Source organism: Cohnella hongkongensis, assembly GCF_042654645.1.
GTDB classification, from domain to species: domain Bacteria; phylum Bacillota; class Bacilli; order Paenibacillales; family Paenibacillaceae; genus Cohnella; species Cohnella hongkongensis.
The window spans coordinates 645,012-665,540 of the sequence record NZ_JBHSEP010000001.1; the positions used below are offsets into that span (position 1 = coordinate 645,012).

At 58.7% G+C, this 20,529-nt stretch carries 13 protein-coding genes; all 13 read right to left on the minus strand.

From position 1 onward, the window contains the following. Nucleotides 1-324: 324 nt before the first annotated feature. Nucleotides 325-5,622, minus strand: a complete 5,298-nt coding sequence (locus tag ACFO3S_RS02945; RefSeq protein WP_378092035.1) for an S-layer homology domain-containing protein — start codon at nt 5,620-5,622, stop codon at nt 325-327. Next, nucleotides 5,537-6,667 (minus strand): lamin tail domain-containing protein, encoded by a 1,131-nt coding sequence (locus ACFO3S_RS02950; protein WP_378092037.1) that lies wholly within the window; start codon nt 6,665-6,667, stop codon nt 5,537-5,539. The genes ACFO3S_RS02945 and ACFO3S_RS02950 overlap by 86 nt, the downstream gene beginning before the upstream one ends. Nucleotides 6,668-7,016: 349 nt before the next feature. Continuing rightward, nucleotides 7,017-8,525: an extracellular solute-binding protein gene (locus ACFO3S_RS02955; RefSeq protein WP_378092039.1), complete on the minus strand. Its 1,509-nt coding sequence runs from the start codon at nt 8,523-8,525 to the stop codon at nt 7,017-7,019. 67 nt (nt 8,526-8,592) lie between these two features. Continuing rightward, entirely contained in the window at nt 8,593-9,468 is an 876-nt protein-coding gene (locus ACFO3S_RS02960; protein WP_378092041.1) for a carbohydrate ABC transporter permease, read from the minus strand. 13 nt (nt 9,469-9,481) lie between these two features. Then, entirely contained in the window at nt 9,482-10,450 is a 969-nt protein-coding gene (locus ACFO3S_RS02965; RefSeq protein WP_378092043.1) for an ABC transporter permease, read from the minus strand. Nucleotides 10,451-10,479: 29 nt separating this feature from the next. Further along, nucleotides 10,480-11,133, minus strand: coding sequence for a GntR family transcriptional regulator (locus ACFO3S_RS02970; RefSeq protein ID WP_378092045.1), 654 nt, complete (start codon nt 11,131-11,133; stop codon nt 10,480-10,482). 31 nt (nt 11,134-11,164) lie between these two features. Continuing rightward, nucleotides 11,165-13,252: a DUF6259 domain-containing protein gene (locus ACFO3S_RS02975; protein WP_378092047.1), complete on the minus strand. Its 2,088-nt coding sequence runs from the start codon at nt 13,250-13,252 to the stop codon at nt 11,165-11,167. A 78-nt stretch (nt 13,253-13,330) separates the two neighbouring features. Continuing rightward, nucleotides 13,331-14,758 (minus strand): hypothetical protein, encoded by a 1,428-nt coding sequence (locus ACFO3S_RS02980; RefSeq protein WP_378092049.1) that lies wholly within the window; start codon nt 14,756-14,758, stop codon nt 13,331-13,333. Then, nucleotides 14,746-15,612 carry an aldose 1-epimerase gene (locus ACFO3S_RS02985; RefSeq protein WP_378092051.1) on the minus strand — a complete coding sequence of 289 codons (867 nt, stop codon included), beginning with the start codon at nt 15,610-15,612 and terminating at the stop codon, nt 14,746-14,748. The genes ACFO3S_RS02980 and ACFO3S_RS02985 overlap by 13 nt, the downstream gene beginning before the upstream one ends. A gap of 12 nt (nt 15,613-15,624) precedes the next feature. After that, nucleotides 15,625-16,785 (minus strand): galactonate dehydratase, encoded by a 1,161-nt coding sequence (gene dgoD, locus ACFO3S_RS02990; RefSeq protein ID WP_378092053.1) that lies wholly within the window; start codon nt 16,783-16,785, stop codon nt 15,625-15,627. A 25-nt stretch (nt 16,786-16,810) separates the two neighbouring features. Next, on the minus strand, nt 16,811-17,563 hold the full coding sequence (locus tag ACFO3S_RS02995) for an SDR family NAD(P)-dependent oxidoreductase (RefSeq protein WP_378092055.1): 753 nt from the start codon (nt 17,561-17,563) through the stop codon (nt 16,811-16,813). A gap of 25 nt (nt 17,564-17,588) precedes the next feature. Next, on the minus strand, nt 17,589-18,461 hold the full coding sequence (locus ACFO3S_RS03000) for an SMP-30/gluconolactonase/LRE family protein (RefSeq protein WP_378092057.1): 873 nt from the start codon (nt 18,459-18,461) through the stop codon (nt 17,589-17,591). A gap of 207 nt (nt 18,462-18,668) precedes the next feature. Beyond that, a complete protein-coding gene (locus tag ACFO3S_RS03005; protein WP_378092059.1) occupies nt 18,669-20,384 on the minus strand; it encodes an ABC transporter ATP-binding protein in 1,716 nt (571 codons plus the stop codon). Nucleotides 20,385-20,529 lie beyond the last annotated feature (145 nt).

Here is a 20,529-nt window from a genome sequence, read left to right on the forward strand (position 1 = left end):
TTCTTCCGTCCTCCTCTATGCCTTTTTTCCAGATTAGCATGCTTTTTTTCTTTATTTGTAGGGGGGCTAATCGGTTATTAATAGGGCAATCGCATCCTTATTGGCACACCAGCAAAAACGCCTTCGGCGTTCTCCAGACGAAGAATCGCGTTTTTGTCGGAGGTGATTCAGAAAAGAATGGACGGGGAACGCCAAGGTCCAGGCTTCGGCTGCGGATGGTCGATCCTGGAGCGCGGCTTCGTCTCGGAACGAAGGAGAACCGATTTTTTCCCGGCGATAACGCAAAACGGCCCGGAGAAAGCCCCGAGGCCGTTTTGCGTCTTTTTATGACAGAAGTCCCGAATGCCGCAGCAGTCGCAGCAGCAGCACCGCCGTCTCCGCTCTGGAGATTTCGTCTTTCGGCGCCAGCTCCGTCTCGCTTCTGCCGGACACGATGCCCGCTTTCAGCACGGCAGCGACGCCAGGGCGCGCCCAGGCCCCGACTTGGGAGGAGTCGCGGTAGTCCGCCAGTTCCCGTTCGATCTCGGAGGCGGCGAAGTCCGTCCGAACTCCCGCTGCGCTCATCGCTCTGGCGATCAGAGTCATCGCCTCCTCGCGGGTGATGCGGTCCGACGGCCTGAAATTCCCGCCGCCTGCACCGTTAACCAATCCGTACGAATAGGCGACCGACACCGCTTCGGAATACCAGGCCCCTTGGCCGACATCCCGGAAAACCGGCTGCCCGGCTTCGGATTGCATGAGGCCTAACGCACGAACCAGGACGGCTGCGAACTCCGCGCGGGTTATGCTGCGATTCGGCTCGAACCGGTCATCGCCGACGCCGTCGATAACGAGCCGCGATCCCAGTTCATGGATGGCGCTCCGCGCCCAGTGATTTTCCGTGTCCGCGAACGTCCTGACGCTTTCGACCACCAGGAACGTGCCGTTGTACAGGCTGTTGATGCGGGCGTAAGCGATGCCGTCCCTGACGACGATCGAAGTCGGCACCGGAACGAAGGCGCCGTCCGGGCGAACCGCAACCGCGGTCATCCCGGCTCTGCCTCTTTCTGCCGGGAGGGCGATCCATTTCTCCGCATACCCGTCCAGATGGATCGCTTCCACCGTTTGGCCGCCGCTTGATGCGGTGATCGTAAATTTGATCGGCTTGGCTGCCGGCCGGTAACCGGCTTGAAGGGCGGCTTGCTCGATCCGGCCTTCCGTTTCCTTGGACGGCGCAGCGACGGTCATTTTGACGTTAAGGTCTTGAAGGCTGTCTTGCGCGTCCAACTGCGCCGCCAGCCGCTCCAAGCCGATCAGAGCCGCAGGCAGCGTGTACGAGCCTTTCTCCGTCTCGATGACAAGAACGTCGTCTCTGGCTTCCAGCTTCTTCAACGTCTGGCCGCTCAAGGACAGAACCGCGATATCGGTGTCGGAAGGGAACGGAACGATCATTTGAGCGCGGCGTTCCGTCAGAGCGAGCGCTCTCTCCGTCTTGCCGTCATCCAGCGTGATCGTCGTGACCCTCCGCAAGCCCTCTTCCGTCGTGACCGCGGTCGCGATCGCCTCGGACTTGCCGTTAAGGGCGATCGCAAAGTCGGCAGTCCCGGGCTGAACCGGTCCTGTCGGCTCTATCGGCCCAGGCTCAGCAGGATCGGCCGGAGGAGTCGGTCCCGGATTGCCGCTGCCCGATGACGGACTGTACGGCGTGACGGAAGGGGACACCGCCGATTCCGGTCCGCTGCCTGCCCGGTTGACCGCCCTCACCGTAAACGTGTAGGCCGTGCCGTTCGTCAAGCCTCCGACGGAGATCGTCGTTCCCGTGCCCGTCTTCTGGATGCCTCCGGGATTTGCGGTCACCACGTATTGCAATATCGGACTTCCGCCGTCATTGTGTGGAGGAGCGAAGCTGACGGTCGCCATCCCGTTGCCGGCCGCGGCCGTTACGCCGGTCGGAGCCCCCGGGACGCCGATCGGCGTCGCGCTCGCCTCGTTCGACACCGTCGGAACGCCGTTCGGCGTTTCGGCTTGAACTGTAAAGTAGTAGAGCGTTCCGTTCGTCAATCCCGTCACTTCATGCCGATACACCGAGCTGGCGACCGTGACGACCGGCTGGTCGTACAGGCCGGAGACGGTGCTGGCATACACGGAGTAGCTCACCGATTCGGCCGCCGGAGCCCAAGCCAGACGAACGTAGCCGTCCCCGGGAACGGCCGAGGTGATGAGCGGCGCCGTTCCCGCTCCCCCGCCCGAAAGCGTGCGTGCCTCCGCGATGGAGGTTCGGGTTACTTCTCCCATGTCGTTGACGAGCTGCGCATACCACCCATACGACGTATCGGGCGTTAAGCCCTCCCAGACGTGAACGGCTTCTCCGGACGAAAGCCGGCCCGTCCCGATACTGAGATTCGTATAGACGTCGACCTTCAGACTTGTCGTGGACAGCGTCTTCGCGTTCGTATCGAACGGTACGTCCAGCTCGTAGATGTCCTGAGAGCTGGCCGTCACGCCGACGTCGTACGCTGCCAGCTTCGGACTGTCGAAATAATTAAAATCGTTCAGATAAGGAGAATAGGCGTTCATATAGACCTTGTCGTTGTCCAGGTCGAAATAGATCATTTTCAAATATTGCAGACCGCCCTCGGCCGCTCCCTGATAGTCCGTACAGATTTGATACACCTTGCGCTCCTGGATGCCGTCCCCGTCGTCGTCGAAGCCGTCGATCTTAATGGCGGCGCCGAAGTAGTGGCCGTTCAGAACTGCGAAGACGTTCGGATTTTTGGCTACGACTTCCTTCTGGACAAGCTCGCCGGTATAATCCAAGGTTCCGCCCTGCTTCAAATAGCGGTGCAGGGCAAGAATAGCTTTCCTTTCGGGATATTTCGCCAGCACCTCGTTCATCCAGTCGATCTCGTCCTGATAGACGTCCCAGCTCGCATACACGATAATAAAGTCCTGTCCGCCTGCGGAAATCAAATCGTAGTGTCCCAGGTTGTTGCGGTAGGAGCCTCCGTAATAACTGTTGTCCCGATAACGATGCTCGCCGAAGTACTGCCAGTAGCTGTCGTACTCTTCATTGCCGGAAGCCACATCGTGGTTCCCGGCCAGTACGCCGTTCGGCATGCCGGCTTCGTCCAGTATTCTCTGGGCCGCGTCCGCGATCTGCCACTGCTCGTCCCGGTCCCACTCGTCCACCAGATCTCCCGTGTTGATCGTATAGCGGATATCGAAGCGTTCGCGGTTGTCCAGAATCCAGCGGTTCATCTCCGTGTAATGGGACGGCCAGCTCTCAACATAGTATTGCTGGTCCGTGATCCAGGCGAAGCTGAAATCGTACCGGTCCGGCACCCCCGTTCCGTCCCATTCGTAAGCGCCGGTTCCGCTCGGATCGGCTCCGCCGACCGGCGAGCGCTGTCGATCCGCGGAAGGGTGACTGCCCTCGCTGCGATTTTGCACCAGCAGCATCGCTTTGCCGTTCTGAACGTAATCCCCGGCCTTAAAGACGACCTCGATTCGTCCCTGGCTCTCTTCGGCAACGGGCTCCCACCGATCCGTCGCCCTATTCAGCAGGAACATCCGCAAAGTCCCGTTCGCGTCGCTGCCGCCTTCCCAGACCGCCTCGACGAGATCCTCGTCCGTCACTTCCCCGGTCTCGATCTCGAACAATTGATAGGGCAAACCCTTGCCGCTGATCGAGATCAGGCTGTCGGCGCCGCCCGCCGCTAGCGGATAATCGCCGGCGCCGGAATAGACTCGGATGCCGCCGTTCTGGACGGACAATCTTCTCGCCTGCTTGAACTCTACGCTCTCGTGCCGCTCCGCGGTTCCCTCCGCCCGAACCGACAGGCTGACCGAAGTGCTTGTGCTTGGCCCCGCCTCTCCGACGGTAACGCTCGGAGCCGAGACGTCGACGTGGAAGTTGACGGACTTCCGGGCGGCATGTCCCGCATGATCCGTATAAAGAACCTCCAGCGTGTACGCGCCGCTCGTCAGATCTCGGCCCGAGATCGCGTACGGAAGCGGAATGCTTCTGCCGTTCAGGGTCGCCTCGGTTCCGGCGGCGTCGATCCCGCTTCCTTCATCGTGAGCCGACGGGGATACGACGTCGCCGCTTCTCAGCGTCTGCCCTTCGCCGATGCCCGGATCGACAACGGGAGCGGCATTGTCCACCGTTACGACTACATGCTTGGATCCGGACGCGGCAACCGCGCTTATCGTATGCTCTCCGTCGGCAAGCTGCCTCGTATCCCAGCGCATGCCTTTCGCCTTCAGCTTTTCCTTGGGAATCGTAAAATGAACGTCCAGCGTCGAAGCGCTGTCGCCGATGACGTACGCATTGTTGTACGCAATGCCGTTGTCCGGGTACAGGAACGTGCCGTCCGGCAAGTACAAAGCCATCTGGCTCATCGTGAAGGGAGCGTAGACGCCGGATGCCTCGAAGGGACTTCCCTCCGTGCCCGCCCGCAGCGTGACGGTCACCTCGTAATCTCCGTCCGCTTTCGGCGTAAAGCGCGAGCTGTCGATTCGAGCCGCTTTCTGATGTACGTTCGCCCAGCTCGACAGCAGCTTGATGACGTCTCCGCCGACGGTGATCGCGTTTTTGTAGTAGGAGGTCAGCCCCTCCGCCCTGTAGGCGAAAAAAGCGTCTCCGTCCAGCGCCGGCTCTGCGGCCTGCTCCTGTCCGTCGATCAGAATACGGAGCTCCGCGCTCTCGTCCTCCGCAGCCGACGCTTTCAGGTTGAGCGTGCCGCTTACGATCCGGCCGGTCTCGACGTTCAGCTCGACTCCGTCCGCAGCCGGACTTCTCCGAATGAGAACCGTATACTCCGCCGTATCGTAATGGCGGAACGCATTGTAGGCGCGGATGTAGAAGCTCACCCGGTCATGACCCAGAAACTCGCTGGCCGGAATCGAGGTGATCAGCTGCTTGGGAATGCGCTGCCTTTTCTCCATCTTGACCCTGTACGTCGGTTCGTCGTCGAACTTGTAATACGTTTCAATCGTATGAACGCCCGTCCCGGTATCGTACAGATCGAAGGCGACGTTCAAAGCTTCTCCCTCGTCGATCGAGGGCGGAATCTCGTCTCTGGGCTTCAGCACCATCGTGCTCGGATCGTCCGGGAAGCCTCCGTAATAATCGAACGGAACTCTTTCGGAGGGAACCTGCCAAGGAGCGACCGTTCCCGGGGTCGGGGGGCCGTCGATATCGGCTTTGGCCATGCGAATGCCGTTGTCCCGGCTGTACGTATAATGGATCGAGGCCGTTCTCGACGTATCGTCCAGTTCGTCCTCATGGTACGTCGCGACGACGATCGGATTCTCGTAGACGTTCCCGAGCTTGATCGTTCTCTCGACATCCGGACTCATCCCGGAATAGTCGACTTTAATAATCGACTTGTTCTCCTCCAGATTTACGCCGTAGTGCTGGTTGAATTGCTCGACTGTTTTGCCGTCGTTGTTAATCCAGACGACCAGCGTCCGCCCCGATTCGATCGGCAGCGAGCTCGCGTTCAGCGTCCAGTGCCGGTAGGACAACCCGGACGGATACTCGTAAAACACGTTATTAAAAGCAAAATTGATCGTCTTGTCGGAATTGTTGTAAAACTCCAAGTAATTGTAGCCGGTGTCCTCGGTTTTCAGCTCGGTCATCAGCACCTGGGGCTGCTTCGCCGGGTCGTAGACATAGTCGACCCGGGCGGTCTGAACCGCAGACTGCGCCGACTTGGTGTCGTTGTGGGCTTCGATGTACCAGCTCAGCGTCTCCCCCCCAGAGCTGGGCGCGCGGGACGGTCGCCCCGAACGTCGTGCCGCCTTGATGGCTCATCGGAATTTTGCGGTAGTTGGTCGCATCGCTTTGCTTGAGGAAAAGGAACGCCCGGGTCGCGTCGACGATGTCTGCCGACAGTGTGAACGGCTCTCCGGCCGCAAGCTCCTCCTTGGCCGACAGACTGCCGAAGACCGGCGTATTCGGGATCGGGGGCGGCGTATGCTGCTCCGCCGCGACCGCTCCGGGCGAGGGATCGGCCTTGGCTTTGTAGGGGAGCATGCTCACGCCTTCGGGGGGCATCCGGAACTCGATGCATTGGCCGTCGGCGGAATCCGTCGCCGGCGTAAAGGCGGCTTCGGCGACCAGATTGCCGCTCTTGTCCTTGATCCGGAAGCTTCCATTATATGTATTATAGAACCCCAGGCTGGAGGTCGTATTGATCATGTACACCGGAACGCTGTCGTCCAGTTGGAAAACGCTGCGGAAATCCTCGATCGTCGGAGTCTCCCCGGACGTCGCCTTGCTGTAGCGAGTCGCCAGGAACCCCCACAGCACGACGCTGCCATGGGCGGGAACGATGACGTCTCCCGTCGACTGGTATAGAGGCAGGCTGTATTCCCTGTTGGCTGAATTTCGAAAATGGTAAAGGTCGTAATTCGCTGAAAAATTGACCGGGTTGTCGGTAGGATTATAGATTTCGACGAATTCCATGACGTCAAAATTAGAGACGCCGGCGGGCACCCAATGGGAGCGGTCGATATCGTCGATATAAGCTTCCGTGATGATCAGCTCCATCGCGGCCGATTGAACCGTCGAGGCTTCTGCCGCCCGCATCTCCCCCGTCCAGGACAAAGCCGGAAGCCATAAAGACGAAGCCAAGAGCAGCTTCCAGGCTCTTGCCAGGGCGCTCTTCCAGTTAGCAACCAAGTCGTTCATCTCCTTCTGTCGGATAAAATGTTCATCTGCGTGCGAGGTCGGCTGGCTGGCTCCTTGAGCGCACCGCCGACTTCTGAGCATGTGGATACGAACAGTCGTTCAATCATGTTGGTGCAGACCGGCAACGAGTTCGGCGATAGAGGCGGCATGAACGTCCCGCGAGACCGCCGAAGAAGTCGCCCTGCCCGCTCGCCCCCCGCTTGCGCAGGCGATAAGCGGGCAGCGCAAAAAAGCGGCTGTCCGTCAACTGAAATTCCGTTTATGGACAGCCCCCGACTCTCTTGCTTGGGATGCGGCGCTTGCTATGGCCGAACACCCGTCTACTTCCTCGGCCGCTCGCCTATTGCCGAGACGTTTGTTCGTCGTTGTATATTTTTGTTGCCTGCTCGATCCAATCGTTACCGCCTTCAGCCAGGTACTTCTTCTTGAAGTCCTCGTACAGCTGATCGACATTTCCTTTCGCCAGGATCGCTTTCGTGCGGAACTCTTTTTCCATGTCCTTCAGAATCGTGCCCCGGTCGATTTCGATCTGCGGCATCTTGTAAATATGCGCCTCTTCAATAAGATGCTCTTCGGCCAACTGTCTGCCCTGCTTGGTCTGGTCGTTAAACAGCGCCTCTCTCATCCCGTTCATTCTGTTCAGAAGCACGGAATACATATAGCCGCCGACGTCTCTCAGCTTCACGGCATCCTCGTAAGGAGAAATCCACTGGAACTCGCCGTTCTCGTATTTGTACTGGGAGCCTTCGATTCCCGCCCAGGTCAGGGTGTCGCCCTCTTCGCTGACGAGGAAGTCGAGCATCTTCATGGCCGCCTCCGGATCCTTGGCCTTGCTGGAGATCACCGTGTACAGATTGCTGTCCGCCACGTTGGGATTCAGGTATCCGCCGTGCCCGTCCGGTCCTTTGATAACCGCGTACTCAAATTCGGGAGCCGGCGATTCGACGTATCGGCTCAGCCAGTTTTGCGTAATGCCGTCGGCATTGAAATTGTAGGCGCCTACCTTGCCGTTCCACAGCTTCTGGAACGATTGCAAAGTCGGAACGGTGGCGAACTCCGGATCGATCAGACCTTCGTGATAAAGCTTGTTGAGATATTTAACGGCGTCCAAATAACCCGGAGCGAGCATCCAAGGCGTCACCTTGCCGTCGACGAGCACCTGTCTGCCCATCGGAACGTTGTAGGCTCCGAAAATGTGCGCCCACGTCTGATCGACCTGGATCGCCAGCCCTACGCCGATCGTATCCTTCTGACCGTTATTGTCCGGATCGTCGTTGACGAAGGCTCTGAGAACGTTTTCATACTCCTCCAGATTCGTCGGCATAGGCAGCTTCAGACGGTCCAGCCAATCCTTGCGAATCGCCAGCGCGCTGCCCGGCACGAAACCTTCCGGAATGCCGTATGCCTTGCCGTCGACGTACGCGCCGCCTTTCAGGTAGTCCCCTCTGTTTTCTTTAATGTTGGGAGCATGCTGCTCGATCAGCTCGTCCAGGGGAAGAATCGCTCCGTTCGTAATCAATTCCTGGATTTTCGTCCTGCCTACCGTGAAAATATCCGGCGCCTGACCCGAGACCAGCAGCGTGTTCAGCCGCGTCTCGTAATCGTCGTTGCCTACCGTTTGGACTTGCAGGTTAATGCCCGAGCGCTTGCGGATTTCTTCGATCACCGGATTGTCCTCCGGAAAATCGGTCGTCTTGGACAGCAGCGCCGTCACGGTCGGGGGAGCGGACGAGGCCGCCGGCTCCGCCTCCTCCTTGCTGTTCGAGCCGCTGCAGGCCGTTACCAGCAGCGCGGTCGCAAGCACGTAGGCGAAAGGAACGCCGATTCGAGAAACTTTTCTTTTTTTCATGCGGAACCCTCCTTGAGTTTGACCAATCCATTCCATTCGGTTCATGCTCTTCCATTCGAATCGAAAGCTAGCCCTTTACCGCTCCGATTAACACCCCCTTAACGAAGTACTTCTGCAGGAACGGATATGTCAGCAGCATCGGAAGCATCGTGGCGATGATCGTCGCCATCTTGACCGACTCCTCCGAGATGTTGGTCACGACCGCCGCGTCGTTCATCGAGCGGGTCGACTCCATCGCGCTGAAGTTCATCATCGTCCTCAGGAACAAGGTCAGCACTTGCTTGTCTTGCGAGTGGATGTACAGCACCGCGTCGAAGAACGCGTTCCAGTGCCATACGCCGTAGAACAGCGCGATCGCCGCGATGACGGGCATCGACACCGGCAGAATGATCGACACCAGCGTGCGCATCGGCGAAGCTCCGTCGATGTTGGCCGACTCTTCCAATTCGGGCGGAATGCTCTGGAAGTAGTTTTTCATGATGAAAAAGTTCCAGGCGCTGATCGCTGACGGAAGAATCAGAGCCCACAGCGTATCGACCAGCCCGAACGAGTTCACCAGCAAATACGTCGGAATCATGCCGCCGCTGAACAGCATCGTGAAGAAAATGATCAGCGTAAGGGGCGTTCTCCCGATAAATCTGCGAATGGAGAGTGGATACGCCAGCATAGCCGTTAGCAGAATATTGACGAACGTGCCCACGAAGAGCCGGAATAGAGAATTGGAATAGGCCTGAAAAATCATCGAATTCCTGAACAGCATCAAGTAGGAGTCAAATGAAAACCCTTTCGGAAACAGGAACAGGCCGCCGCTCATCGCTTTCTTCGGATCGCTGATCGAATACATCAGCACATGCCAGAACGGGTACAGGGTAAGTAGCGTAAACACGAGCAGCGCCGCATATAGAATCCACCGTCCCCAGTTCAGGCCGCCTCCGGTTGTCATTTTTCGTTCCCCCTTAGATTAGTCCGCTGTCTTTGTCTATTTTTTTGGCGATATAGTTGGTCAGGAGGACGAGCGTCAGTCCGACCAGCGACTTGAACAGCCCGGAGGCGACGGCCAAGTCGTATTTGGCGTCTTCGAAAGCGAGCTTGTACAGATAGGTGTCCAGAATCTCGCTGACCTGGTAAACGGCCGGATTATACAGCGCATACACCTGCTCCAGTCCGACGTTCAAGAAGTTCCCCACATGGAAGATGAGCAGGATGACGATCGTTGTCCGCAGCCCCGGGAGCGTAATGTGCCAGAGCTGTCTCAGCTTGCCGGCTCCGTCCGCCTTGGCCGCCTCGTACAGGTGGGGATCGATCGTGACGATCGTGGCCAAGTACAGAATGGTCCCGAAGCCCGCCTCCTTCCAGATGCTCGACAGAATCAGCACCCCGCGGAAATGCTCCGTGCTGCCCATCAGGTTCGCGACAGCGCCGTCGTAGCCGAGCCACGAGGCGATCTCCTTCACGACGCCCGTCGTGGGAGACAGGATGGCGTACAAAATGCTGCCGATGACGATCCAGGAGACGAAGTGCGGCAAGTAGATGACGGTCTGAATAAAGCGCCTGTAGCCGGAGTGCACCACCTCGTGAATGAGAAGTGCCAGCAGGATCGGCGCCGGAAAGACGAAGATCAGCTGATAGAATCCGATGATGACCGTATTGGCCAGCGCTCTCCGGAAGCCGGACATGTCGAACAAGGTGCGGAAGTTATCGAAGCCCACCCAGTCGCTGGCGAAAATCCCTTGATAAATGTTGTAGTGCTTAAACGCGACCACCAGGCCGTACATCGGACCGTAGTGGAAGACGAGGAAAAACAGAATTCCCGGAACCGCCATCATATAGAGCAGCTTGTCCTTCTTCAGCCGCTCGAGGACCGACCGCCAGACGGACGGCCGATCCGCAGTCGCATGAGGCGAGCCGCTCGACGAAACTTGCAAAATGATCCCTCCTTAACCGCAAACAACGATCAGCTCGACATCAAGGCGAGCAAATCCAGCTTGGCTCCTTCGCTGTGCAGATGTATGACTTTCTCCAGCGCCTCGGCGTCCTGATTTTGAAGCGCTTCGATGATTTTCCAGTGCTGGCTGACGATGTTGTCTACGCGATTGTCGCCGTAGCCGAATTTTTTGCGCAGCGAACTGATCAGTCCCACGTACTTCTCGTAAATCTGCAGCGCCTCCGGGTTGTTGCTGCTGGCGTAGATCGCCGTATGGAATTCCCGGTCCAGTTGAACGATCTCGTCCGCCCGAATGCCGCTCTGGATCATGGCCTCCATCTGACCGTTGATTTCCTTCAGCCGATTCAGCCCGGACAGCGTCAGATTCGGCATGCTGCGCCGGGCCAGCAGCCCCTCGATAACGCCGCGGATTTCGTAAATGTTCCGCAAATATTCCGGAGTCAAAGACTTGACGCTCGCTCCCTTATGCGGAAGCAGCTCGATAAAGCCTTCCCCCTGCAAAATCTGAAACGCTTCCCTCACCGGCATCTGGCTGACCCCGTACCGTTCCGTAATCTCCGCGATCGTAATGCGCGCCCCGGCGGGAATCTCCCCGGACAGAATGCTTTCCTTGATCATTTCCTTCACTTGGGAATAGGCGGTTACTTTCGAGCTTTTCGTCACATTCGCACCTCATCTCTACAATTTGGAACTTTTAAGATTCCTCTTGTTCGTATAATGCCACAGCAACCTGCTGCGGCGCTAATTCATGAGGCATGGACAAGAAGGTTTCCTCGATCGTGGACACCTCGATCAGCCGATATCCCGCCGCTTCGATCCGGATATCCGCTTCAAGGGGCGTGTCGTTCCACAACACGACGGCAAATCTGCGGCCGCCGCCGAACGCTTTGGCGACGATCGCCGGATTCCGGTTGACCAAGCCTTCCGTGTCCTGAAACTCGCCGTTGCCGAGCACCTCCCAATACTTGGCGCGAAGATCCGCGACTTGTTTGGCATACTCGCGTTCGGCGGCGTACCGGTCGGCCAGCAGCTCCTCGCGGTCTTTGTCGTAGCGGATTTCGATCTCGTAGCGCAAGCCGAACGCGAGCGCGTAATTCGCGACGCGAGGCGCGATGTACGGATACGGATTGCGGATGGTGACCGCCGTCTCCGGGAAGCAGTATCGGAACAATTCCGGGTAGTTGATCCTCTCGGCGATCTCCTCGTTCGTCTCCGTATCCCGGCGATTGGATTCTCTGGACGGCTCCGCGAACATTCCGTGAAGGCAGTCCGCATACCCGGAATACAGGTCGGTCACATGCTCCGTGAAGAAGGCGTACTCGCCGTCGATCTCCTTCGTGCGAGTCTGAATATCCTCCAGCAGCCGCTTCCTGCCCTGAGACATGGAGAGCGAGGGCTTGCCCAGCGCATGCGGGTGCTCTTCGTTAAAGCAAGGATAAGCGGGCATGCCGCCAATCTGATCGAACAATACGCCGTCAGCGCCGAACGATGCGATGAAGTCCGTCTTCTCCTTCATTAATTCCCGCCACTCCGGGCAAGAGGGGCACGAGATCGAGAACGATTTGCTCGTGTAGCTGGTCAGGAAGGAGCTATGGTGCGACTTGTTGTAAAATTCGAAGTACGGCTCGTTCCAGCGGCTTTTGGATTCGAGGCGATCCCCGCCGTTCTTATAGAAGTCGGACGAAATATCGATCAGATGGCCCTGCTGGTAGAGCGTGACTTTGCCGCCCGCCTCCTGTACGGCCTTGATGTTCGCCTTGAGCGTCTCCGCGCCGCCCAGCGATTCGCTTGCGTACACATGCGGATACTGGTTGTCGTGACCGCTGTCGTACCAGCCGAACAGACCGAGCGTGTCGCAGCCGTGCGCCCGGGCGATCTCGAACAATTCGGGCAGCTCGTCGTACGTCCACATTTCCGTTCCGTACTGCTGTTTGTTGATAACGAGAAAGTAGCCGTTCATATCCTTGACCCATTGCGGCGTCTTCGCCCGGTGCCGCCATTGCCCGGCCCATGCGGCATATTCCCGCGCGCCTCGGTGCCAGGTGCCCGTGTAGAGCTTGAGGACCGACTCCGGCGACTGCCAGATTTCGTCCCTTTTGACGAACGGCATTTTGGCTATAGCCAGCGTAATCGCGCCTGGGCGGCTCGGGCTTCCCTTCACCAGCCATTCGGAAGTATAGAACTCGGAATCCCTGCCGGACAAATACAGCGTCTGGTCTCTGTCGACAAGCGCCATCCACTGCATGCTTCCGCCGTGCGGATGACCGCCGGGATAATTCAAATGCAAGGTGTTGGAATGCTTCTCCCGGGTTTCCGTCATGTTCGCCAAATATTGGCCTACGTTGGCGATTTTCTGTCCGCATTGCTGCGGCCATAGCAGTGCGGGCTTCCCGCCGGCCAGCGAATGAATCGTACCGATAATCGGATATTCGAAATCGGTAATCAGCACCTCGTCCCGATTGTCGATCTGCGCCCGGAAGATCAAATCCTCCCCTTGCAGGGACACGACAAGCTTGATTCCGATATTCGCGGTCGCACCGCGAGTCTTCAGCCGGTCGACCGCAAACTCGAGGCTGTCTTCCTTTTGCGTAACCGTATAGCTCTGATCGCCGGAAAATACGGGATTTTCCCAGTCCTCGCCCCGTTTGAATACGAGCTTGAAGCTATCGGCGGCGGGAGTGGAGATCACATTGCCCCAGGCGCCTTTGCGATTGGCAAGTCCGATCAATCTTCCTTGAGCGTCGAAGCTTGCGGACAGTTCTTCGTTTCTTAATTCGTACATTCGCAGGTCCCCCTAGCCGTTGTTGTCCGTCTCTGACTCGGGGCCGGCATGGCCCCGGCCTTGCTTTCGTTCTGACCGTCAGTCCATGCCGTTCACGGCCAGCGTCAACGCTCGCGTGTTCGGAAGCGGAGAGGACAGCTTGTAGGGCTCGATCAGCCACAGCGTAAACCCGTATGGCTCAAGCACGGCGGAAATGTCGACGCCCTTCTCGTCCCCGCCCGTCCATCCGTTCCAGCGGTTGGTCAATCCCAGCTCGGTGCAGGCCGGACCCGTCAGCCGGTTGTTGTTCAGGGCGTCCACGCGATATTCCGTAATCGTGACGCTGTCCTCGCGAAGCCGCCTCAGCATCAGATCGACCGCCATCGGCTTGTCGCTCGGGTTGGTGGCCAGCACGGCATAGCCGGTCTCGTCCCCGGTCGCGGCGATGCGGTTCCGGTGCTCTCCCGATATTTCCAGCTCGTTTTTCTTGAGCAGGCGCAGCATTCGCATCGCGTTCCCGTTGGGCGTCGAAGCGTACCTGCCGTCCTCCAGCCGCAAATATTGGGTGAACGACATTTGGTAGGACGGATTGTGGTAGGTGCACCAGGGAAAGATGTGCATGCCGGGCAGCTGCGTGGACAGAAAGATGGCCGAAAGCACGCCCGAGGCATTCCGCAGACTGTCCGTCCATATGCCCGTCGTCTGCGTAAACCCGTACTCGTCGACGAAAATCGGCAGATCGGGCAAACCGAGCTCCTTGATCCAGGCGTGGTGCATCTCGTAGAACACCTTCATCCGATTCGGATGGCCGTTATAATCGTGCATGGAATAGAAGTCGATCTGGCGGCTCTCGCTTCGATCGTCGGCCAGGTGCTGCAGAAACTCGCGCCAACGGTGCGGACGGTCCATCACCGCATTGATCGCGGTGCCGCCGATGCCGAGGGGAACGTCGTACCGATGGCGTTCGTTCAGCCTTTTGACGACGCGGCAAGCCCTCGTGTACAGCCTGTAATAATGGGTCGTGTCGATTCCTCCGAAGACCTCGTAGTCGCTCTCGTTGCAAGGCTCGATATAACGGATGTTCGGGTACAGATCTTTGTAATGCTCGATGACCCGCTCCAGCACTTCCTCGTATTTCTCCAGAGAGACGACGCCCGTCAGCGTCTCTCTCTCGTATCGGCGAAGATTAAGGAGAATCTCGTCGCTGTGGCGGCTGTGCGCGGACAAATACTCTTGAATGCGCACCTCCGACGGAACCGTCGATCCCCAATCGTATTCATGATGCCGGGGATCGCCCTCGTAGCGGTTGACGCCGATCTGGTAGTTCCAGTCGTATTCGTCCGTACGGTAGTCCCACACCTCGTCGAGCGTCACCCAGCATCGCATTATTCGAGGCCGGCCGTGCCGCTCGGCCCAAAATTCGGGGAAGTCGGCCGGAGGCGCGAACCTCAGCGTCGAGTTCTGGTAGCCCTCCACGCGCGGCCACTCGCGAACCGCTTTGTCGGTATGGATCTTTACTTTTGGCATGCTAGTTCTCCTCCTCGGGAAATGACGGTCCAAAACCGGACGCTTTCCTTTTTCTTCAGACGGATATACCCGTCGGGTCGATTCAACCCGTTCACGGGGCCGCTCTGGGGCTCGACGCACAGGAAGCCGCGATCCCCGCCCCCGTTATACAGCACCCATTGGGTGAACCGCTCGGACACGCGATAGCAGTAGTCGCCGATGCGCGCCGTATGCCCCGCAGCCGTGTAGAAACCCGAGATCGGCGCGCCGCCCGGGATGCCCCCCCGAACGAATTCGCGCTCCCGCTCGTCCAGCTCCAGCAGCTTCCCCGTGGGAATATGACGGTCGCTCGTCTCCCAACGTTGGCCGATCGGCACGCTGAACGTCGCGGGCTCGGCAAAAGCGGTATGCAGGCCGAGCATGACGGGAATATCGGCGCTCGAGGTATTCAGGATCTCGATCTGCTGGCGGAAGCCTTCTTCTCCCAATGAGAAAGCGACGGTCATTCGGAACGGAAACGGGTAGCGGCCGCCGTCGTTCTCATGCACGCATACGATCTGTCGATCGCTTAGGGCCGCAACCGCAAAGGGCGCATCCGCCAGAAAGCCGTGAATATGGTTGCGGTGGCGCGGCTCGTTGATCTCCAGCCGATAGAGGGCTCCGTCGAACGTAAACGTTCCGTCCTCGACTCGGTTGGGAGGCATCAGAATCGGAGTTCCGTACAGGCAGGGCGCCTCCCTGAGCTGCTCCGCGCTGTCCGGAGCGCGCAGCACGTCGCGGTCCCGGTCGCGAAGGCGAATGGCGTTGGCTCCGAATTCGGGAAGCACGACGGCGCTCCAGTCCCGGTATTGCAGTTGCACGCTGCTCCCGATCATGGCGTTCCCTTCCTAGAAGTAAGGTTCGGATTCCGGCGGACGGATGTCCGTCAGCGTTCCGCTGTAATGTCTCAAATCTCTCGGGACGTACGGATATTTCCCGATCTCCTCCTCGCGAAGCTCGATGCCAAGGCCGGGCGCGTCCGGAATCTTCATGTAGCCGTCCTCGAACACCAGCCGCTCGTCGGTCATCTCCCTGCGCCACGGGACGTCCGTCTCCATAATCTCCAGATAAAAGAAGTTCGGCGTGCAGGCCGCCAGCTGAAGCGTCGTCGCGTTGGCCACGGGACCGCTCGGATTGTGCGGCGCGAACGGAATATAGCTGCTCTCGGCCATGGCGGCGATTTTGCGGCATTCCAGCAGCCCTCCCGCGTGGCTGACATCAGGCTGGACGTAATCCAGCGCCTTTTTCTCGAACACCTCGCGGAATGCGTATCGCGTATACAGCCGCTCTCCTCCGGCGATCGCCACGTTGGACTTCCGCTTGACCTGGATCATCGCGTCCAGATTGTCCGGCGGAACCGGTTCTTCGAACCAGACCGGCTTAAAAGCTTCAATCTCCCGCGCAATCTGAACGGCGGTCGGAACGTTGAAGCGGCCGTGTCCTTCGACGAACAGATCGATGCCGGGACCGACAGCGGACCGGACGGCCGCCATGCAGGCGAGCGCGTTGTCCAACTCCTCGTTGGTGATAGTCATGTAGGCTTGACCGAACGGGTCCCATTTCAGCCCTTTAAATCCGCGTTTGACCGCCCTCTTCGCCGCCTCGGCGAACTGCTCCGGCCGTTTGGCTCCGGCGAACCATCCGTTGGCGTATACCTTTACCTTGTCGTGGTACTTGCCCCCGAGCAGCCGATGGACCGGAACGCCGAGCGCTTTTCCGTTAATGTCCCACAGACCGGCCTCGACCGCGCTCAGCGCCGACATCAGCACCGGGCCGCCTCTCCAGTAGGCGTCGCGGTAGATGTTGTGGTAGTGGAGCTCGATTTGCGTCGGGTCCTTGCCGATCAAATACCGCTTCAGCTCCTCGATCGCGCCGACAACCGCTTGTTCCTTGTATTCCAGCGTCGCTTCCCCGACCCCGGAGATTCCTTCATCCGTGATGATCTTGACGAAAATCCAGTTCGTTCGATAGCAAAATACGGTATATGTCTTAATATCCGTAATTCTCAATCGGTCTCCCCCACATTCTGTTTGTCTATCTGAAATACAGGCCTCCGTTAACGTCGATCGTCGACCCGGTAATGTAGCGCGCCTCGTCGCTGGCCAGAAACACGACGGCGGCCGCGACGTCGTCCACCGTGCCGAGCCCTAGCGGGACGCTGCTTCGCAGCTCTCCCAGCCGCTCCTCTCCATGCGTGCGCCGCAGCAGCTCGGTATCGATGATGCCCGGGGCGACCGCGTTCACGGTAATCCCGTAAGGCGCCGCCGTCCGGGCCAGCGACTTCGTCAGGCCGAGCATGCCGCTCTTGGAGGCGGCGTAGTGAACGTGCCCGTACACGGCGCCTTGATGAGCGACTACCGAGCTCGTCTGCACGATTCGTCCGGCGGAGCGCTTCATCATCAGCTCCATCGCATATTTCGAGCAGAGGAAGCAGCTCGTCAAATTCGTATCCAGCACCTGGCGCCAGCTGTCCAGGTCCGTCTCCGCGATCGTCTCCGCCCGGGAGATTCCCGCGTTATTCACGAGAATGTCCAGCCTGCCGAAGCGTTCCTCGATCCGGGAGAACATGGCCTTCACGTCGCTCTCCCGGCTGACGTCGGCCTGGACGAACCCTGCTTGCCTGCCCAAGCCTTCGATTTTCTCTGCGATTCCGCGCGCTTCGTCGCCCGCTTCATGCGAATTGAGAACGACGTCCGCCCCGGCTCTGGCGAGCCCTATCGCGATTCCTTCGCCGATCCCTCTCGTAGAACCGGTCACCAGCGCGACCTTGCCGTCTAGTCGAAACAATGCGCAATCCTCCTTATGCTCCTTGTTAGCCGCAGAACGGAAAAGCCCGCATGCCCGTCACTGAAGTTCGAATTCGAAAGACGCCCCCGGAATGCGGATATTGCCGCAGCGTCGCCTCGTCCAGCCGAATTCGGGCCGTCGTGACGTACAGGTCCCGCCGGTCCGGTCCGCCGAACGCGCAAGAAGTAACGCGCGGAGCGGGGATCGGAATCGACTCCAGCCGTTCGCCCGTGCGGGGATCCCATCTGGAGACTTGGCCGCCGTCCCAATGCGCGATCCAGAGCATCCCCTCTTCATCCGTCGTCATCCCGTCGGGAACGCCGTCCTCCTCGCGGAAGCGGACGACCGTCTCGGGATGACCGATCTCGCCGGTTGCCGGGTCGTAATCGAAGGCCGTCACCTGCCTCGTCGGGGAATCGATCCAGTACATGCGGGTATGATCGGGGCTCCACCCCAGCCCGTTGGATACGCTTACGCCGGCTTTCATTCTGCGAAGCTCGCCGCTGGCGTCCAGCCGATAGAGCGAGCCTGCCCCCTGCTCCCCGTTCAAATTCAGCGTTCCGACCCACAAGCGGCCGGACGGATCGCATTTGCCGTCGTTAAACCGATTGTCGGTCCGCCCGTCCTCATTGTTCGCCAGCCGGTCCAGAGCGCGCGTCCGCAAATCCAGAACGTACAGGCCGTCCTGCAAAGCGACGACCACGCTCCCGGCGGTCCGGGGCGCAACCGTTCCGACCTGCTGCTCCAACTGAAACGTCTGATTCGCGTTTTCCGCCGGTCTGAACAGGTGAAGCCTCTTCTCTGCAATATCTACCCACCATAAGCCGTTCAGCGCTTCATCCCAGCACGGCCCCTCGCCCAAGGTAGCCTGTGCGTCCAACACCAGCTCGGGCCTCATCCTACCCCTCCGTACAGTATATAATTTTTAAGATTGTATCAAATCCATGTTCATTGTATATAATACGCGCTAAAGTTGTCAACGCCTTCTGATCAAAAAAAAGACCCCATCCTCCGTCGTTTGACGGATATAGAGGTCTTTCCTGGGAGTGATAGAGGTGCCGGGACGCCGTGCGGGAACGCGTCTTCCGTCTCCTCTGGCGCGGCGCTAGCTTCCGAACTGCGCCTGATGCAGACGGCTGTATACGCCTCCTGCGGCAACGAGCTCCCGATGATGTCCTTGCTCGGTAATGCCTTGAGCGGTGACGACGATGATGCGGTCCGCATCTTTGATCGTCGCCAGACGGTGAGCGATGACGAGCGTCGTCCTTCCTTTGGACAGCTCTGCGAGAGATTGCTGGATGGCCAGCTCCGTCTCCGTATCCAACGCCGAAGTGGCTTCGTCGAGAATGAGAATGGGCGGATTTTTCAGGAACATCCGGGCAATAGCCAGCCGCTGCTTCTGGCCGCCGGACAGCTTGACGCCCCGCTCGCCGATGAGGGTGTCCAGCCCGTCCTCCTGAGACCGGATGAACTCCTCCAGGCGCGCCCGTCTCGCCGCTTCCCAGATTTCTTCTTCCTTGGCGTCGAGCTTGCCGTACAGAATGTTCTCGCGGATCGTCCCGTTAAACAGGAAGACGTCCTGCTGAACGATGCCGATCTGCCGGCGCAGCGATTCCTGCGTCACTTCGCGAATGTCGGTTCCGTCGATGCGGATTGTCCCGCCGTCGACCTCGTAGAATCGAGGCAGCAGGCTGCACAGCGTCGTCTTGCCCGCGCCGGACGGCCCGACGAAGGCGATCGTTTCTCCCTTGCGAACGGTCAGGCTCACCTCCGACAGCACCTTCTTGTCCCCTTCGTACCCGAAGCTGACTTTGTCGAACTCGATCTCGCGCTTGAAGTCGCTCAGCTCCACCGCGTTCGGAGCGTCGGCTACGTCCGGAGCCGTGTCCAGCAGCTCCACATAGCGCTTGAAACCGGCGAAGCCTTGCGGGTAGCTCTCCACGATGGCATTGATCTTCTCGATCGGCCGGAAAAATACGTTGGTCAGCAGCAGAAAGCCGACAAACTCTCCATTGGAAAGCTGCCCCTGGATGACGAACCAGGTGCCGCACACCATGACGAACAGCGTGACGAAGCGCATCATCATATAGCTGATCGAGCCGTTCTTGGCGATCAGCTTATAGGATACGAGCTTCGTCAGGCGGAAGCGTCCGTTATTCTCCGCAAACCGCCGTTCCTCGAACGTTTCGTTGGAGAACGCCTTGACGACGCGGATGCCCCCTACGTTGTCCTCGACGCGGGCGTTGAAATCGCCGATGTCGCGGTACAGCTGGTGAATCGCCTTCGTCATTTTGCCGTTGAAGTACACGACAACCCAGATGATCGCCGGAACGACGACGAAGGTCAGCACGGCCAGCTTCCAATTAATCGTCAGCATCAGGACAAAGGAGCCCACGAGCGTCATGACCGCAATGAACAGATCCTCCGGTCCGTGGTGCGCCATCTCTCCGATCATGTTCATGTCGTTGCTCAGCCGGCCGACCAGATGCCCCGTCTTCGTATTGTCGAAAAAGCGGAACGACAGCTTCTGGATATGCGCGAACAGCTTGCGCCGCATATCCGTCTCGATATTGATGCCAAGCATATGGCCCCAGTAGTTAACGACATACATCAGCACGGTGTTCAGCGCATACAGGACCACCAGTCCGATCGACGCCCAAATAATCAGATCCCATTTGCCCCCCGGCAGCAGATCGTCGATGAACGAATTGACGACCATAGGAAAAGCCAGCTCCAGCAAGCCGGCAATAATCGCGCAGCCGAAGTCCAGCATGAACAAGCCTTTGTAAGGACTGTAATATGCGAAAAAACGTCTAATCAAGTTATCCCTTTCTCCTTCCGTACAGCAAGGCTGTTTCGATTGCTTTTGATAATGATTCTCAACATTGGGTTGATTGTATCAGAAAAGAAGGAGGATGGGAATGGAGCTTTTCCGATTACTTCAAGATCATATCCGTCAGCATCTC

Bases quoted from the DNA above. Each gene is read 5' to 3' on its own strand.
- ACFO3S_RS02945 (WP_378092035.1), bottom strand. From the start codon at position 5,622: ATGACCGAGCTGAAAACCGAGGACACCGGCTACAATTACTTGGAGTTT.
- ACFO3S_RS02955 (WP_378092039.1), bottom strand. From the start codon at position 8,525: ATGAAAAAAAGAAAAGTTTCTCGAATCGGCGTTCCTTTCGCCTACGTG.
- ACFO3S_RS02960 (WP_378092041.1), bottom strand. From the start codon at position 9,468: ATGACAACCGGAGGCGGCCTGAACTGGGGACGGTGGATTCTATATGCG.
- ACFO3S_RS02975 (WP_378092047.1), bottom strand. From the start codon at position 13,252: ATGTACGAATTAAGAAACGAAGAACTGTCCGCAAGCTTCGACGCTCAA.
- ACFO3S_RS02980 (WP_378092049.1), bottom strand. From the start codon at position 14,758: ATGCCAAAAGTAAAGATCCATACCGACAAAGCGGTTCGCGAGTGGCCG.
- ACFO3S_RS02985 (WP_378092051.1), bottom strand. From the start codon at position 15,612: ATGATCGGGAGCAGCGTGCAACTGCAATACCGGGACTGGAGCGCCGTC.
- ACFO3S_RS03000 (WP_378092057.1), bottom strand. From the start codon at position 18,461: ATGAGGCCCGAGCTGGTGTTGGACGCACAGGCTACCTTGGGCGAGGGG.